Raw genomic sequence first — 15,286 nt, 5'->3', positions numbered from 1 at the left:
ACATGCTGCAACCTGCTCGCAGAAAGTTCCGTAAGGAACAGAAAGGCCGCAACACCGGCGTCGCTACCCGTGGTAACACGGTGGCGTTCGGTGATTTCGGTCTCAAGTCCACAGACCGTGGCCGTTTGACGGCCCGCCAGATCGAAGCCGCACGCCGTGCGATTTCCCGTCACGTCAAACGTGGCGGCCGCATCTGGATTCGCGTGTTCCCTGACAAGCCGATTTCCACCAAGCCTGCTGAAGTGCGTATGGGTAACGGTAAAGGTAACCCCGAGTACTATGTGGCTGAAATCCAACCCGGTAAGGTGCTCTACGAAATCGTGGGCGTGCCTGAAGAGTTGGCCCGTGAAGCCTTCAAATTGGCCGCGGCCAAGTTGCCCCTGCGCACCACTTTCGTGGCCCGCATGATTGGCCAGTAATTCAGGAGAGAGAAGAAATGAAAGCTGCTGAACTGCGCCAAAAAGACGTTGCTGGTATTGAAGCCGAGATCAAAGAGCTGCAAAAAGCCCACTTTGGTCTGCGCATGCAAAAAGCCACGCAACAACTCGGCAACACCGGTACGTTGAGCCAGACTCGCCGTGCCATCGCTCGTGCCAAAACCATCCTTGCCGAAAAGCAAGCCGCCAAGTAAGGAGTGACCATGACGGAAGCTAAAACATCCCTCAAGCGCACCTTGATTGGCAAGGTGGTCAGCGACAAGCGTGCCAAGACCGTGACCGTGCTGGTGGAGCGTCGTGTGAAGCACGCCCTCTACGGCAAGATCGTTGCCAAGTCGAGCAAGTACCACGCGCACGACGAAAAGGGTGAGTACCACCTGGGCGACATGATCGAAATCACCGAAAGCAAGCCGATTTCGAAGACCAAAAACTGGATCGCAACGCGTCTGGTTGAAAAGGCTGCTGCCGTTTAAGCCCAAAAAGCTGCAACGCAAGCAAACTTCGGAAAAACGACCCACAATGGTGGGTCGTTTTTTTTCGTCCATTCATTGATCACACAGGAGACCCCATGATCCAAGTCGGAGATACATTGCCCGCAGCCACACTGATGGAATACGTTGAAGTGGAGGGCAACGGTTGCAGCATTGGCCCCAACCCGGTCGATGTGGCTAAAGCCACAGCGGGCAAGACCATCGCCTTGTTTGCCTTGCCCGGCGCTTTCACGCCCACTTGCTCGGCCAAGCACGTGCCGGGTTATGTCGAAAATTTCGATGCCCTGAAGGCTGTTGGTGTCGACGAAATCTGGTGCGTCAGCGTGAACGACGCCTTCGTCATGGGCGCCTGGGCGCGCGACCAGAAGACCGGTGCCAAAGTGCGCATGCTGGCAGACGGCAGTGCCGACTTCACCAAAGCCACAGGCCTCACACTCGATTTGACCAGCCGCGGCATGGGGCTGCGCAGCAACCGCTATTCCATGCTCGTCAAGGATGGCAAAGTGGTCACCCTGAACATCGAAGGCCCTGGTAAATTTGAAGTCAGTGACGCGGCTACCTTGCTGGCCCAAGCCAAGGGCTGACCGCCTCTTTGGCCATTCATTGAAAAGGGCTGCTCAGGCAGCCCTTTTGCATGGCGCCGTCGCGGTGATTCAGTCGATGTCGACCTTCAGGTAATGCGCCCCGGCATGGGGGTTGTGGTAGTAGGGCGGCACCTCTTCAAAGCCCAGGTCTTCGTAGAGCGCACGCGCCGCTTCCATGTCGTCGAGTGTGTCCAGCAGCACGCAGCTGTAGCCCGCGAGTCGAGCCTGATCCAGGATTGCCTCCGCCAATTGGCGGCCAAGTCCAAAACCGCGAAATGCCTTGCGCACATACAGCCGTTTCATCTCGGCGGCGTTGGGGTAATCTGCCGCGTCCAGTGGCCTGAGTGCACAGCAGCCAGCAACAGCCTCGTCCACTTTGGCCAGCAAAAGCGCGCCTCGGGGTGGGGCGTAGTCACCGGGCAGCTGGGCCAGTTCTTCATCAAAGCCCTGAAAGCACAAATCCACGTCCAGGCTACGTGCGTATTCGGTGAAAATGTCCCGCGTCTCGCGCCAGTCGTCGGCGCTGACGGGGGGGCTCAAGGCAATCGAATGCGAGTTCAAGGTCGGTGTGTGGAGTGGCAGAGAGGCAAAGTGTAGCTGGATGTGCAATCGGCAGGCATCAGGCCGTACCCAGGGACAGGGCCCAGCGCACTGCCAGCGCGCAAAGCAGCAACACCACACAGGCGCCCAAGCGGGTGATGAGGTCATCGCGCGATGCAGGCACCGCGCTGTCCACCATTTTGTCGCCGTGCAGCATGGCGCTCATCAGGTTCTGATGCTTGCGCCATTTGTACCAAGCCACAGCGCCCACATGCAACGCGACCAAGACCAGCACCAGCCCTTTGCCAAGGCCTTTGTGCCAAGCGGTGGCGGCACTGACCGCTGCACCCGAGACCAGCGAGGTCAAGGGGCCCGCATTGGCGATTTCGTCGTCACTGATCAGGCCCGTGCCGACCTGCAAGGCCAGCCAGCACAACATGGCCAGCACCGACCAGGAGCCCGCCGGGTTGTGTCCCGTGGTCAGCATTGGCTGGCGCAGACCTTGCCTGTAGGCCATCAAGCTGCGCCAAGACAGCGGCAGTTGCCACCAGCGCGACCAATGCCCGCCCACAAAGCCCCAGCACAGGCGAAACAACAGCAGCGTGAGCACGGCGTAGCCGAAGCGGAAATGCCACAGCATGGCGTCGCCGCCCCATTGGCCAGAGACGACCAAGCCGACCACAGACAAGGCCAACGTCCCGTGAAAAACACGGGTGGGCAGATCCCAAACACGAACTTTCACCATCAAAGGGCACTCCCTGATGCACAAAAAATCAAAACATGCGAGACTGGAAAGTCCACATCATCCACCATTTGAGAGAGACACATGAACAAATTCATCACTTTGGCCAGTGTGCTGGTTGCGGCCCTGGCCATGCCAGCACAAGCCCAATTTGCCAAACCCGAAGACGCGGTCAAATACCGCAAGGCCAGCTTCACGGTGCTGGGCTCACACTTTGGTCGTTTGGCGGCCATGGCCAATGGCCGGGCGCCTTATGACGCCAAGGCCGCTTCCGAAAACGCCGACGTGATCGCCACTGTGGCCAAACTGCCCTGGGCCGCGTTCGGCGAAGGCACCGACAAAGGCGAAACACGTGCCAAACATGAGATCTGGACCGAGGCGGGCAAGTTCAAGGACGCCGCTGACAAGAGCCAGGCCGAACTGGCCAAGGTGGTGGCAGCGGCCAGAAGCGGTAGCCTGGACGCACTCAAGGCCGCCGTGGGCCCGGCGGGCGCCAGTTGCAAGGCCTGCCACGACAACTTCCGCAAAGACTGACGAGGGCTTGGGCCTCAGGCTTCGGCGAGCAGCTTCTCGATGAGGCGGTGCAGCTCGTTGAAGTCCGGTGTCCCTACATAGCGTTTGACGATCTCGCCGCGCTTGTTGACCAGGTAGGTTGTGGGCGTGAGCTTCACATCGCCCCAGGCTTTGGCCACGGCCCCCGTGTTGTCGATGGCCACCTTGAAGGGCAGCTGGCGGGTTTGCGTGAAGTTGACCACATAGCTGGGCGGGTCGTAGCTCATGGCCACGGCCAGGGTGTCGTAGCCTTTGTCCTTGTACTGCTGGTAGGTGGCCACCACCTCGGGCATTTCGGCCACGCAGGTGGTGCAGCTGGTGGCCCAAAAATTGACCAGCGTGACCTTGCCCTTGAGCTGGGACGAGCTGAGCTTGGAGCCGTCCAAGAGCACGAACGAGGACTCGGGCGCCTGTTCCTGGCCGCAGCCTGGCAAAGCCAAGGCGGCTGAGAGCAAGAGGGCAGGAAGGATCAGGCGACGCATGTCGTTCATTGTAAAAGGCCCAAGGGGGGCTGGCTCGCCTGCTGCAGGAAAGCCCGTGGCAACTCCCGCTTTAGGCGATGGACTTCAAGATGCGCACCAGCCCCTCGGGGTCGCTCACCATCGGGTCGTGACCGGTCTTCATTTCCACAATGCTGGACTGGGGCAACCAAGCCCCGTCCCAGAATTTGGGATCGACCATGCGCTGACGGCTGATCTCGATTGTGCCCAGGGGCGGCTCGGTGCAGTTGATGAAGGTGCGCGGCACCGACGCCACGCGCTGCGGATCGAACTGCAGCACGTGCGTGTAAGGTCCCCCGGGGTGGGGCGTCTGGCGCCGTTGCACCCAGGCGTGGTCGGCATCGGACAGGCCAAACACCGAAGCGTCGGGCGCTGGAAAGCTGCGCAGCGGCGTGGCCTCTGACGCTGCGATGCGGGCGTTGCGTGTGGCACTGGCGTGGGTGCTGCTCCAGCTCTCGCCGGGTTTGGGCAGCACGGCATCGAGGTAGACCAGGTGCTTGAGGCGTTCAGGCCGGCGATCGGCCACCGCGGTGCCCAGCATGCCCGCGTAGGAATGCACGACCAGGATCACATCGTCCAGTTCTTCGGTATCCATGGCCATCATCACGTCGGCGATGTGCGTTTCCAGGTCAATGCCCGGGTGCAGCAGGTGCGCGCGTTCGCCCACCCCCGTCAGGGTGACGGCGTGTGCGCGGTGCCCGGCCTGCATCAGAGCGGGCAGAACGCGCTGCCAGCACCACGCCCCGTGCCATGCGCCATGCACCAGCAGGTAGTTCGCCATCAGATCACCCCCTTGGCGCGCAGTGCGCTTTGTTGTTCGGCGCTGTAGCCCAGCACGTCGCGCAGCACATCGCCCGTGTGCTGACCCAGCAGGGGAGGTGGCAGGTCTTGTCGCACAGGTGTGCGGCTCATCTTGATCGGGCTGGCCACCAGTTTCAGGTCGGGTTCGATCGGGTGCTGCCAGGTGTGGACCATCTGGCGTGCCTGCACGTGCTCGTCGGCAAAGACTTCGGCCAGGTTGTTGATGGCCCCGCAAGGCACTTTGGCCGCCTCCAGCGCGGGCAGCCAGTCGGCTTTGGTGCGGGTCATCATGATGGCTTCGAGTTGGGGCACCAGCTCGGCGCGGTGGCGGACGCGGTCGGCGTTCAGCGCGTAGCGCGGGTCTTTGGCCATCTCGGGCACACCCGCCACGGCGCAGTATTTGGCAAATTGGCCATCGTTGCCCACGGCCAGGATCAGGTGGTCGCGGCTGCCCGGGGCGGCACCTGCGGGGGCTTTCACCTCGAACACCTGGTAGGGCACGATGTTTTGGTGGGCATTGCCCGCACGGCCCGGCACCTTGCCGCTGACCAGGTAGTTGGCGCCCAGGTTGGCCAGCATGGCCACCTGGGTGTCGAGCAGGGCCATGTCCACGTGTTGGCCTTCGCCCGTGCGCTCGGCGTGGCGCAAGGCGGCCAGGATGGCCACTGTGGAATACATGCCGGTGAACAGGTCGGCCACGGCCACGCCCACCTTTTGCGGGCCGCCGCCCAGGTCGTCGCGCTCACCGGTCACGCTCATCAGCCCGCCCATGCCTTGCACGGCATAGTCGTAGCCTGCACGCTCGCGGTAGGGGCCAGTCTGGCCAAAACCGGTCACGCTGCAGTACACCAGCTTGGGGTTGAGGACCGACAGGCTGGCGTAGTCCAGGCCGTAGCGGGCCATGTCGCCGACCTTGAAGTTTTCGATGAACACATTGCAATGTTGGACCAGCTCGCGGATCAGCGCCTGCCCCTCAGGTTGGGCGATGTCGCAGGTCACCGAGCGCTTGTTGCGGTTGGTGCCCAGGTAATATGCTGCCTCAGCCGTGTCCTGGCCTTGGGCGTCTTTCAAAAAAGGGGGGCCCCAGCTGCGGGTGTCGTCGCCGTTGCCGGGGCGTTCGATCTTGATCACATCGGCCCCCAAGTCGGCCAGGGTCTGGGTGCACCAGGGGCCCGCCAGAACGCGGGACAAATCAAGAACGCGGATGCCATCGAGTGAGTTCATGCAGCCATTGTCGCGAAAAAGCGCACAGCCGCTTGTCGCCATGGTGGAAGCCGGGCCACCCAGACCGAGGTGACAAGGGGTGGGGAGGTGGCCCCGCATAATCACCGGATGCATAAATTACTGTTGTGGGTGTTGTCGGCCATGGCGCTGATGGGCTGCAGCCCGGACCTCAATTGGCGGCAAACGGGTTTTGAGGGCACCAACTTCAAGGCCGACCTGCCTTGCAAACCCGACCGCACCACGCGCCAAGTGCCGCTGGGCGGTTTGCCCGTGAATTTGCAGGTGGCCGGTTGCGAGTCGGGTTCTGCCATGGTGGCGGTGATGACCGCGGCTTTGCCGTCTGGCGCCGACGCCAATGCCGTGTTGCAAGGCTGGCAGCAGGCGACGCTGGCCAACATGGTGGCTCAGGACCCGCAGCGCCAGGCCTGGGCCCGTCCGGGCATGCTGCCCTTGCCTGCGGCCCAGCGTGTGAGCGCGCAGGGGCTGCGCACGGATGGCCAAGCGGTGAACGCGCAAGCAGCTTGGGGTGCTTTTGTGGAGGGCGACCATGTGCGCCTGGTCCATGCCGCCGTCTACGACCGCCAAGCGCCCACCGAGCTGGCCGACACCTTGTTTGAAAGCTTCAAGCCATGAGCGCCGCTGCACCCACGTCGGCACCTGTCGCCGGCCATGCCCACCTGCCGCGTCGCTTGGCGGTGGCCGTCTTTCTGGCGTTTGCCGTGGCGTACTTCTTTTCGGCTCTGGTGCGCGCCATCACGGCCACGCTCTCGCCCACATTGACGCAGGAGCTGGGCCTGTCGGCCAAAGACCTGGGGCTGCTGGCCGGAGGCTACTTTTTGGGTTTTTCGCTCACGCAGTTACCGCTGGGGCGCTGGCTGGACCGCCATGGCCCCAAAAACGTGATCCTGGCCTTCCTGTCGGTGGCGGTGCTGGGTTGTCTGGCCTTTGCTGCAGCAGACAACTTTGTCGGTCTGCTGCTGGCCCGTATGCTGTGCGGCGTGGGGGTGAGCGCCTGCCTGATGGCGCCGCTCACGGGCTACCGGCGTTGGTTTGACGCCAGCACCCAGCTGCGCACCAACTCCTGGATGCTGATGACCGGCTCGCTGGGCATGCTGTCGTCCACACTGCCCGTGCAGTGGCTGATGCCGATCTGGGGCTGGCGGCCCCTGTTTATCGTGTTGGGCGTGGGCATTGCGCTGGCCATGCTGCTGATTTTGTGGGTGGTGCCGCGCTGGCAAACCAGCAGCCCATCGGCCACAAGCGCTGCAGCGGATGACGACGGCAGTTATCGGGAAGTCTGGCGCAGCCGCTATTTCTGGCGCATGACCCCCATCGGCTTTTTCAGCTATGGCGGTCTGGTCGCCATGCAGACTTTGTGGGCCGGGCCCTGGATGACGCAGGTGGCAGGTTGGACGCCCATCGAGTCCGCTACAGGCCTGTTCGTCATCAACTTGGCGATGCTGGTGGCTTTCTGGGTGTGGGGTTGGGTCACGCCGGGCCTGGCTCGGCGGGGCATTCGCGCCAACCGTCTGATCGCCTGGGGCATGCCGCTCAACCTTGTGACCTTGGCTGGCCTCGTCGTCATGGGGCCATCGGCGGGGGCCTGGGCTGCGGGTGTGCTGTCGGTGTTTTGCGTGACCAGCACCTTTGTCTCGCTGGCGCAACCTGCCGTGGGCATGGCATTCCCACCTCACTTGGCCGGGCGGGCCCTGTCGGCCTATAACCTGGTGATTTTTGCCGGGGTGTTTGTGGTGCAGTGGGGCATCGGCTTGCTGATCGATTTGGCCATGACCCTGGGTTTGGCGCGTGTTGCGGCCTACCAGGCGGCGTTCACGGTCTTTGGGGTGTGTTCGTTCCTGTCCTGGCTCTATTTCCTGCTGAACAAAGCCGATAATGAGGTCTGATATGAACGGCATCCTCATCATCGCCCACGCTCCGCTGGCCAGTGCCTTGCGCGAGTGTGCGCTGCATGTTTTTCCGGACTGTGCAGCCGGGGTGCAGGCCATCGATGTGCTGGCCGACGAAGCCCCCGAAGCCACTTTGAGCCGCGCCGAGCAAGCCCTGCAGCAATTGGGCACAGACGGGGTCTTGCTGCTCAGCGATGTGTTCGGTGCCACCCCTTGCAACGTGGCGCAAAAGCTCAACGACACCCCCAGCACACGCTTGGTCACAGGGGCCAATTTGCCCATGTTGCTGCGCAGCGTTTGCTACCGACACGAAGGCCTGGAGGCGCTGGCCACACGCGCCCAGGCCGGTGGCGCCCAGGGCATCATGCCTGTGGGCAACACCGCGCCTCAGAACCAGACAGGAAAGAGACATGTCCCAAGCCACCACGATCATCAGCAATAAGCTCGGCCTGCATGCCCGTGCTTCAGCCAAGCTCACCAAGCTGGCGGGCAGTTTTCCGTGCGAGGTGTGGCTGAGCAAGGGCGAGCGCCGGGTCAACGCCAAGAGCATCATGGGTGTCATGATGCTGGCAGCAGGCCTGGGCAGCGAGGTGGTGCTGGAGACCATTGGCGAGCGTGAAGATGAAGCGCTGCAGGCACTGCTGGCGTTGATGGCCGACAAGTTCGGCGAAGGCGAGTGAGCATGTCGGCACCCGTGTGCCCGCAAAGCGTGGAGGCCCTGCCATGACATTCAGCATCCACGGCTTGGCCGTGGCCCGGGGCATCGCCATCGGGCGCGCGGTGCTGGTGGCGTCCAGCCGGGTCGATGTGGCCCACTATTTCTTGCAGCCTGAGCAGGTCGAGTCCGAGATTGAACGCATGCGCGCTGCGCGTGACGAAGTGATCGACGAGTTGCAGCGCTTGCAGCGCGACATGCCCAAAGATGCGCCCCATGAGTTGGCGGCGCTGCTCGATGTGCACCTGATGCTCTTGCAGGACGAAGAGCTCAACGCGGGGGTGGTGCAGTGGATCAAGGAGCGCCTGTACAACGCCGAGTGGGCACTGACCAGTCAGCTGGAGGTCATTGCCCGCCAGTTTGACGAGATGGATGACCCTTACCTGCGCGAGCGCAAAGCCGATGTAGAGCAGGTGGCCGAGCGGGTCTTGCTCAGCCTCAAGGGGACTGGCTCCGTGGTGGCGCGTGCGCCCCGACCGGCAAGGCCACAGCAGGAGCTGCAACTCGAAGACACCGACGTGCCCTTGGTGCTGGTGGCGCACGACCTGTCGCCTGCCGACATGCTGCAGTTCAAGCAAAGCGTGTTTGCCGGGTTTGTGACCGATGTGGGTGGCAAGACCTCGCACACCGCCATCGTCGCGCGCAGCTTGGATATTCCCGCTGTGGTGGGCGCGCGCTCGGCCAGCCAGCTGGTCAAGCAGGACGACTGGATCATCATTGACGGCGATGTGGGTGTGGTGATCGTCGATCCTTCGCCCATCATCCTGGCCGAATACAGTTTCAAGCAGCGCCAGGAAAGCATCGAGCGCGAGCGTTTGGCCCGCCTGCGCCACACCCCGGCGGTGACGCTGGATGGCCAAAAAATCGAGTTGTTGGCCAACATCGAAATGCCCGAAGACACCACTGCGGCCATTGCGGCAGGTGCTGTCGGCGTGGGCTTGTTCCGCAGCGAGTTCCTGTTCATGGGTCGGCAAGGCAACTTGCCCGATGAAGAAGAACAGTACCAGGCTTATCGCCGTGCGGTCGAGGGCATGAATGGCTTGCCCGTGACCGTTCGTACAGTGGACGTGGGCGCGGACAAACAGCTGGATGAATCACGCCACGATGCGGCCCACCTCAACCCTGCGCTCGGTTTGCGGGCCATCCGCTGGAGTCTGGCTGACCCATCGATGTTCCTCACGCAGTTGCGCGCCATTTTGCGCGCGGCAGCGCATGGCAAGGTGAACATGCTGGTGCCCATGTTGGCGCACGGCAGCGAGATCCGTCAGACCGTGGCCTTGATCGAGCAGGCCCGCCAGGACCTGGACAGGCGCGGCATCGTGCACGGCCCGATCCGCCTGGGGGCGATGATCGAGATCCCGGCGGCGGCCCTGTCGCTGCGTTTGTTCCTCAAATATTTTGACTTTTTGTCGATTGGCACCAACGACCTGATCCAGTACACGCTGGCGATCGACCGTGCCGACGAATCGGTGGCCCACCTGTACGACCCTTTGCACCCTGCCGTGCTGCGTCTGGTGGCCGACACCATTGCGGCCTGCCAGGCGCAGGGCAAAGGCGTGTCGGTGTGCGGCGAGATGGCAGGCGATGTGACCATGACCCGTTTGTTGCTGGGCCTGGGTTTGCGCAGCTTTTCGATGCACCCGTCCCAGGTGCTGGCGGTCAAGCACAAAATCTTGCGCTCGGACACCAGCAAACTTGCACCCTGGGCTCAAGAGGTGCTCGACAGCGACGACCCGTCCAGCCTGGTCTTGCCGAACTGAGTTGAGCCAATCCGGATTTGTTCCACCAGGCCGGTTCAGTCGACTTGGCTGCGCCCCATCCAGGCTGCACCCACGATCAGCGCTGTGGCCAGCCCAATGCTGGCGTGGGGTGTCTCGCCCCTGGTCCACAGCAGCAACAAAGTCGACAGCAAGGGCGTTACAAAGCTCAGCAGCCCGATCTGTCGCGCATCACCGCGCTTGAGTGCCGCGTCCCACAAAAAGAACGCCGCGCCCAGCGGCCCCAGCCCCATCAGCAAGAGCCACAGAATGTCTGAGGCCGAGACTTGAATCGCAGGCTCCAGCCAGGCATGGCAAGCCAGCGACAACACACCCGAGACGAGCGCAAACAGACCGATGGCCGAAGTCGGGAAGGGGGGCACGCGTTGCGTCAGCAGGGAATAGCTGGCCCACACGAATGCCGCGCCCAGTGCAGGCAGGTAGCCCCAGGCCAGTCCGCCATCCAGGCTGCGCCCACCCGTGATGGCCAATGCGGCGCCTGCAAAACCGAGCAAGGACGCCAGCACTTGGCGGGCCGTCCATGTCAGGCCAGGCAAAAAGAGCGGTGCCATCACCACCATGCCCAGAGGCCAGAGGTAATTGACCAGGTTGGCCTGCACGGGTGGCGCGTGACGCAGCGCAATGAACAGCAAAAAGTGGTAACCGAACAGGCCGTACACGCCCAGCAGTAGGGTGGGCAGTGGCACACGCCATTGGCGCGGGTCCCAACGCGACAAAGGCAGCGCGATCACGCTGCCGATGAGCAAGGTCACGCCGGTCAACCAGAAGGGCGGCAGGTGCGACAGGCGCACGCCCAGTGTGGCCAGGCTGGCCCACAAGGCAATGGCCCCCAAGGCCAGAGGGGTCGGGTGCAGTGCGCTCAAGGCTGGGCTGAGCATTAAGCTTTTTAGTGGCCAGCGTTCAGCGCTGCATGGGCTTGCTGATCTGCGTGGTACGAGCTGCGGACCATCGCACCCACGGCGGCATGGGTGAAGCCCATTTCGTAGGCTTTGGCCTCGAACATCTTGAAGGTGTCGGGGTGCACGTAGCGGCGCACGGGCAGGTGGCTGTTGCTCGGGGCCAGGTACTGGCCAATCGTCAGCATCTCGATGTTGTGCGCGCGCATGTCGCGCATGACATCCAGGATTTCTTCGTCGGTCTCGCCCAGGCCCACCATCAGGCCGCTCTTGGTGGGGACATGAGGGAACAGCGCCTTGAATTTTTTGAGCAGGTTCAGCGAGAACTGGTAGTCCGAGCCGGGCCGTGCTTCCTTGTACAGGCGCGGCACGGTTTCCATGTTGTGGTTCATCACGTCGGGCGGAGCGGCTTTCAAGATCTCGAGGGCGCGGTCATCGCGCCCCCGAAAGTCGGGCACCAGCACTTCGATCTGGGTGGTGGGCGAGAGTTCGCGGGTTTTGCGGATGCACTCCACAAAGTGCCCGGCGCCGCCGTCTCTCAGGTCGTCACGGTCCACGCTGGTGATGACCACGTATTGCAGCTTGAGTTGCGCGATGGTTTTGGCCAGATTCTCGGGTTCGTTCACATCCAGCGGGTCCGGGCGGCCGTGACCCACGTCGCAGAACGGACAGCGGCGCGTGCACTTGTCGCCCATGATCATGAAGGTGGCTGTGCCCTTGCCAAAGCATTCGCCGATGTTGGGGCAGCTGGCTTCTTCGCACACTGTCACCAGTTTGTTGGCGCGCAGCACGTCCTTGATTTCGTAAAAGCGCGTGGTGGGCGAGCCGGCCTTGACGCGGATCCATTCGGGCTTTTTGAGCACTTCGGCCTGTTCGACCTTGACGGGGATTCGCGAGAGTTTGGCGGCGGCTTTTTGCTTGGCCGTCGGATCGTAGTTTTCGACCGTTTGCGCTTCGCGCACGACGTGGCTTTCAGGGGTGGGGTTGCTCATGGTGTGCTTTCGTTTCAGGCCGGGCGCGTGCCGTCACAGACGGGCATCGAGTTGCTCTGCCAGCACCTGGGCCACTTCGTCCCAGGTGGTTTCAACGCCGATTGTAGAAAGGTCGACGGTTTTCAATCCCGCATAACCGCAAGGGTTGATGCGGTCAAAGGGTTCGAGGTCCATGGCCACATTCAGGGCCACGCCGTGGTAAGTGCAATGGCGGCTGACCTTGATGCCCAAGGCACTGATCTTGCCCAGCCCTTTAAACGGGTTGGTGGGGTTCGCTGGGCCGGTCAGTGCAGCATGGCTGAAGGGGTCGTTCAGGCGAACATAGATGCCCGGCGCGCCCGTTACGCGGTGGCCCGTCACGCCAAAGTGGGCCAGGGTTCGGATCACCGACTCTTCCAGCTTGTAAACGTATTCCTTGACGTAATAGCCTGCCTGTTGCAGATTGATCAACGGATAGGCCATCACTTGTCCGGGACCATGGAAGGTGACTTGTCCGCCCCGGTTGGTCTGGACCACCGGGATGTCGCCTGGCATCAACAGGTGGTCGGCCAGGCCCGCCAGGCCCTGGGTGAACACAGGCGGGTGTTCGCAGAGCCAAAGCTCGTCGGGGGTGCTGGCTTCGCGCCCGGCCGTGAAGGCCTGCATGGCTTCATAAGTGGGCAGGTAGGGCACCTGCCCGAGCTGGCGGATCAGCATCAGAGCACGATCTTGACCATGGGGTGCGAGGTGAGGGCGCGGTACAGGTTGTCGAGCTGTTCGCGGCTGGTGGCGGTGATGTTCAGCGTCACACCCAGGTATTTGCCGCCTTTGCTGGGGCGCAATTCGACCGTGGCTGCATCGAAGCTGGGGTCAAATTGCTGCGCCACCTGCACCATTGCGTGCACGAAGCCGTCCTGCTCGGCCCCCATGACCTTGATGGGAAAGATGCTGGGGTATTCGATCAGCGAATCCTTGCGTGGATCGCTGCCAGAGGGGGGGTGGATGGATGCGCTCATGGAGGGATTATCGCCAGACCAGCACGGCTGCCACAGCCAGCCAGCCCAGGGTGAAGTTGGTCAGCACCAGTGGGTGGATTTGTCCCAGGGCCTGTCCGGCAGCTGCCCAGTCAGCTTGGGCGACGGCCTGCTTCAAGCGGCGGAACGGGGCAAACCACAGGTGCGCAAAAATGACGCACATCAAGCTGCCCAGGCCTGCCATGGCGTGCCAGCCGCGTGGAGCGAGCGACAGATCGGCACTGGCAAACATCCAGAAACCGGAGGCCAGGAGCACGGCAATCGAAGCCCAGACCAGGGTGAAAAAGCGCGCCAAAACGGTCGCCATCAGCCTCAGCCGCTCTGGCGCGGCCAGTTGGGCGATGGCCACAGGCCGCACTGCGGCGAGCAGCAAAGTCATGCCACCCAGCCAGATGATACCGGCCGACAGGTGCAAGCATTTGATCCATTCGTACATTTTCGGTGTCCCAACTTGTTCAAAAGTGTGATGTGGTAAGGGCTTCAAGCCGCTTGCCGGCTGGTTGGTGAAGCTGATTTGCCCTGCAACACGCAACGATAGCTCGGAAATAGCTGGCCAGCCACGGGTTTCTACGTATAATCGAAGGCTTTGCGAAACTGCGCTGCGTAACCTCGGTGTAATTTGAGATGAGCACAATCGTCGACGATTCTGACCAGGGCACTGCGCACAACCCGAGAGCCGAGGTTTCCTGGGTGGATGCAGATGTCGCAAATGAAGGCCTGGAACCCGATTTCAAGCCCCTGACCCCCGAGCAGGCGACAGCCTGGCGTCAGCGCAACCCTTTGACCTCGCCCTGGCGGGTTCTGGTTTTGCAGTTGTTGGTGGGGCTTGTTGTTGCAGTGCTGACGGGTGTCGTCAGTGGCCAGTTTCGACTGGCGGCATCGGTGGCTTGGGGGGCTGTGTCCGTGGTGGTTCCCGGTGTCGTCTTCGCCAGGGCTTTGGCTCGGCAAATGCGGCAATCGCAAGCTGGCGCTGCTTTGGTGGGTCTGTTTGTGTGGGAGCTGGTCAAGGTTGTCTTGACGGTGGCGCTGCTTTTGGCGGCGCCTAAAGTGGTCTCTGATTTGAGCTGGCTCGCTCTGGTGGCGGGCTTTGTGGTGACGATGAAGGTGTATTGGCTCGCGATGGCGCTGGGCTGGATGCAGCGCAAAGCGCAAACCTGAGTCGGCACTGAAGAATTTGAATTTGACGGATTGGTGATTTATGTCTGCTGAACACGCTGGCGCACACGCCCCGACTGCTGGAGAGTACATCCAGCACCACCTGCATCACCTGCAGAAGAACTTCGCGTTCGAGAACGTCGAGCAGCACAGCATTGTGGACTTCAGCCTGTTCAACTTTGACTCGCTGGTGTTCTCGACCGTGCTGGGCCTGGTCGGCTGCATTGTGCTTTGGCTGGCTGCCCGCAAAGCCACCTCGGGTGTGCCTGGCCGTTTCCAGGCGGCGGTCGAGATCCTGTCTGAAATGGTGGAGAACCAGGCCAAGGGTGTGATCCACAACGCCCAGAGCCGCAAGCTGATCTCTCCTCTGGCCCTCACTGTGTTTGTCTGGATTTTCCTGATGAACGCGATGGACATGCTGCCTGTGGATCTGATTCCCCAGATCTGGCATTCTGCGGGCCCAGCTTTGGGTTTCAAGGACTACATGCGTGTGGTGCCTACTGCTGATCTGTCGACCACACTGGGCCTGTCGTGCTCCGTGTTGTTTGTGTGCCTGGTCTACAACATCAAGATCAAAGGTCTGGGTGGCTGGGCCCATGAACTGATTGCTGCGCCCTTTGGTGACCACTGGGCCCTGTATCCGATCAACTTCCTGATGCAGATGATCGAATACCTTGCCAAAACCGTTTCGCATGGCATGCGACTGTTTGGCAACATGTTTGCAGGTGAACTGGTGTTCATGTTGATCGCCCTGATGGGTGGCGGCTGGGCCCTGTCTGCCACCGGCATTGGCCTGGCCATCGGCCATGTCATTGCCGGCACTGTGTGGACCCTGTTCCACATCCTGGTCATCACCTTGCAAGCCTTCATCTTTATGATGTTGACGCTGATCTACACAGGTCAAGCGCACGACGCACATTGATGTCAACCCTTTTCTGATTTCGTTTTTACTTTTCCAC

The 15,286-nt window shown here is 62.0% G+C and carries 22 protein-coding genes; 12 read left to right on the top strand and 10 right to left on the bottom strand.

All coding sequences use genetic code 11. The features are described 5' to 3' along the window. The first annotated feature begins 2 nt into the window (after positions 1–2). The 4 genes from rplP to IC609_RS05375 all read left to right on the top strand — a co-directional run bounded on the left by rplP (position 3) and on the right by IC609_RS05375 (position 1,512). Positions 3–419 carry a 50S ribosomal protein L16 gene (rplP, locus tag IC609_RS05390; protein WP_019426900.1) on the top strand — a complete coding sequence of 139 codons (417 nt, stop codon included), beginning with the start codon at positions 3–5 and terminating at the stop codon, positions 417–419. Between the two features lie 17 nt (positions 420–436). Continuing rightward, positions 437–631: a 50S ribosomal protein L29 gene (gene rpmC, locus IC609_RS05385; RefSeq protein ID WP_191818396.1), complete on the top strand. Its 195-nt coding sequence runs from the start codon at positions 437–439 to the stop codon at positions 629–631. Between the two features lie 9 nt (positions 632–640). Further along, a complete protein-coding gene (gene rpsQ, locus IC609_RS05380; protein WP_191818395.1) occupies positions 641–910 on the top strand; it encodes a 30S ribosomal protein S17 in 270 nt (89 codons plus the stop codon). Between the two features lie 95 nt (positions 911–1,005). Next, positions 1,006–1,512: a peroxiredoxin gene (locus tag IC609_RS05375; protein ID WP_191818394.1), complete on the top strand. Its 507-nt coding sequence runs from the start codon at positions 1,006–1,008 to the stop codon at positions 1,510–1,512. Positions 1,513–1,581: 69 nt separating this feature from the next. Here the strand turns inward: IC609_RS05375 and IC609_RS05370 are convergent, their stop codons facing one another. Both IC609_RS05370 and IC609_RS05365 read right to left on the bottom strand, forming a co-directional pair. After that, on the bottom strand, positions 1,582–2,073 hold the full coding sequence (locus tag IC609_RS05370) for a GNAT family N-acetyltransferase (protein ID WP_191818393.1): 492 nt from the start codon (positions 2,071–2,073) through the stop codon (positions 1,582–1,584). 58 nt (positions 2,074–2,131) lie between these two features. Beyond that, complete coding sequence (locus tag IC609_RS05365) at positions 2,132–2,797, bottom strand: cytochrome b/b6 domain-containing protein (protein ID WP_191818392.1); 666 nt, start codon at positions 2,795–2,797, stop codon at positions 2,132–2,134. Between the two features lie 81 nt (positions 2,798–2,878). Here IC609_RS05365 and IC609_RS05360 point away from each other — a divergent pair, with 81 nt between their 5' ends. Continuing rightward, positions 2,879–3,328 carry a c-type cytochrome gene (locus tag IC609_RS05360; RefSeq protein WP_191818391.1) on the top strand — a complete coding sequence of 150 codons (450 nt, stop codon included), beginning with the start codon at positions 2,879–2,881 and terminating at the stop codon, positions 3,326–3,328. Between the two features lie 14 nt (positions 3,329–3,342). Here the strand turns inward: IC609_RS05360 and IC609_RS05355 are convergent, their stop codons facing one another. The 3 genes from IC609_RS05355 to IC609_RS05345 all read right to left on the bottom strand — a co-directional run bounded on the left by IC609_RS05355 (position 3,343) and on the right by IC609_RS05345 (position 5,871). After that, complete coding sequence (locus IC609_RS05355) at positions 3,343–3,828, bottom strand: TlpA disulfide reductase family protein (protein WP_225223992.1); 486 nt, start codon at positions 3,826–3,828, stop codon at positions 3,343–3,345. Positions 3,829–3,898: 70 nt separating this feature from the next. Then, the gene (locus tag IC609_RS05350) at positions 3,899–4,627 is read right to left on the bottom strand and encodes an alpha/beta fold hydrolase (protein WP_191818389.1); all 729 of its coding nucleotides are present in this window, start codon (positions 4,625–4,627) and stop codon (positions 3,899–3,901) included. Then, the gene (locus IC609_RS05345; protein ID WP_191818388.1) at positions 4,627–5,871 is read right to left on the bottom strand and encodes a CaiB/BaiF CoA transferase family protein; all 1,245 of its coding nucleotides are present in this window, start codon (positions 5,869–5,871) and stop codon (positions 4,627–4,629) included. The genes IC609_RS05350 and IC609_RS05345 overlap by 1 nt, the downstream gene beginning before the upstream one ends. A gap of 108 nt (positions 5,872–5,979) precedes the next feature. On the opposite strand from IC609_RS05345, the gene IC609_RS05340 reads away from it, so the two are divergent. From IC609_RS05340 to ptsP, 5 genes are read left to right on the top strand one after another with little or no spacing between them, the layout of a single operon-like run. Continuing rightward, positions 5,980–6,504: a hypothetical protein gene (locus tag IC609_RS05340; RefSeq protein WP_191818387.1), complete on the top strand. Its 525-nt coding sequence runs from the start codon at positions 5,980–5,982 to the stop codon at positions 6,502–6,504. Beyond that, a complete protein-coding gene (locus IC609_RS05335) occupies positions 6,501–7,775 on the top strand; it encodes an MFS transporter (RefSeq protein ID WP_191818386.1) in 1,275 nt (424 codons plus the stop codon). Before IC609_RS05340 ends, IC609_RS05335 begins: the two co-directional genes overlap by 4 nt. 1 nt (position 7,776) lies before the next feature. Further along, a complete protein-coding gene (locus tag IC609_RS05330) occupies positions 7,777–8,220 on the top strand; it encodes a PTS sugar transporter subunit IIA (protein ID WP_191818385.1) in 444 nt (147 codons plus the stop codon). Continuing rightward, positions 8,189–8,458 (top strand): HPr family phosphocarrier protein, encoded by a 270-nt coding sequence (locus IC609_RS05325; RefSeq protein ID WP_191818384.1) that lies wholly within the window; start codon positions 8,189–8,191, stop codon positions 8,456–8,458. Before IC609_RS05330 ends, IC609_RS05325 begins: the two co-directional genes overlap by 32 nt. Before the next feature lie 43 nt (positions 8,459–8,501). Further along, positions 8,502–10,253 carry a phosphoenolpyruvate--protein phosphotransferase gene (ptsP, locus tag IC609_RS05320; protein ID WP_191818383.1) on the top strand — a complete coding sequence of 584 codons (1,752 nt, stop codon included), beginning with the start codon at positions 8,502–8,504 and terminating at the stop codon, positions 10,251–10,253. 35 nt (positions 10,254–10,288) lie between these two features. Here the strand turns inward: ptsP and IC609_RS05315 are convergent, their stop codons facing one another. Genes IC609_RS05315 through IC609_RS05295 form a run of 5 tightly spaced genes read right to left on the bottom strand, consistent with a single transcriptional unit; the run spans position 10,289 to position 13,608 of the window. After that, on the bottom strand, positions 10,289–11,149 hold the full coding sequence (locus IC609_RS05315) for a DMT family transporter (RefSeq protein WP_191818382.1): 861 nt from the start codon (positions 11,147–11,149) through the stop codon (positions 10,289–10,291). Positions 11,150–11,157: 8 nt separating this feature from the next. Beyond that, positions 11,158–12,159: a lipoyl synthase gene (gene lipA, locus IC609_RS05310; RefSeq protein WP_191818381.1), complete on the bottom strand. Its 1,002-nt coding sequence runs from the start codon at positions 12,157–12,159 to the stop codon at positions 11,158–11,160. A 33-nt stretch (positions 12,160–12,192) separates the two neighbouring features. After that, complete coding sequence (gene lipB, locus IC609_RS05305; RefSeq protein WP_191818380.1) at positions 12,193–12,855, bottom strand: lipoyl(octanoyl) transferase LipB; 663 nt, start codon at positions 12,853–12,855, stop codon at positions 12,193–12,195. Further along, positions 12,855–13,154, bottom strand: a complete 300-nt coding sequence (locus IC609_RS05300; protein ID WP_191818379.1) for a DUF493 family protein — start codon at positions 13,152–13,154, stop codon at positions 12,855–12,857. The genes lipB and IC609_RS05300 overlap by 1 nt, the downstream gene beginning before the upstream one ends. Positions 13,155–13,161: 7 nt before the next feature. Then, entirely contained in the window at positions 13,162–13,608 is a 447-nt protein-coding gene (locus IC609_RS05295) for a DUF4149 domain-containing protein (protein ID WP_191818378.1), read from the bottom strand. A gap of 188 nt (positions 13,609–13,796) precedes the next feature. Between IC609_RS05295 and IC609_RS05290 the strand changes: the two genes are divergently transcribed. Both IC609_RS05290 and atpB read left to right on the top strand, forming a co-directional pair. Continuing rightward, entirely contained in the window at positions 13,797–14,330 is a 534-nt protein-coding gene (locus IC609_RS05290; RefSeq protein ID WP_191818377.1) for an ATP synthase subunit I, read from the top strand. A gap of 40 nt (positions 14,331–14,370) precedes the next feature. Beyond that, a complete protein-coding gene (gene atpB / locus IC609_RS05285; RefSeq protein WP_191818376.1) occupies positions 14,371–15,249 on the top strand; it encodes a F0F1 ATP synthase subunit A in 879 nt (292 codons plus the stop codon). Positions 15,250–15,286: the final 37 nt, after the last annotated feature.

The sequence above is a fragment of the Limnohabitans radicicola genome (genome assembly GCF_014837235.1).
Lineage (GTDB): Bacteria > Pseudomonadota > Gammaproteobacteria > Burkholderiales > Burkholderiaceae_C > Limnohabitans_A > Limnohabitans_A radicicola.
Note: the sequence above shows the minus strand (reverse complement) of the source record. Positions and strands in the feature narration are given on the sequence as shown.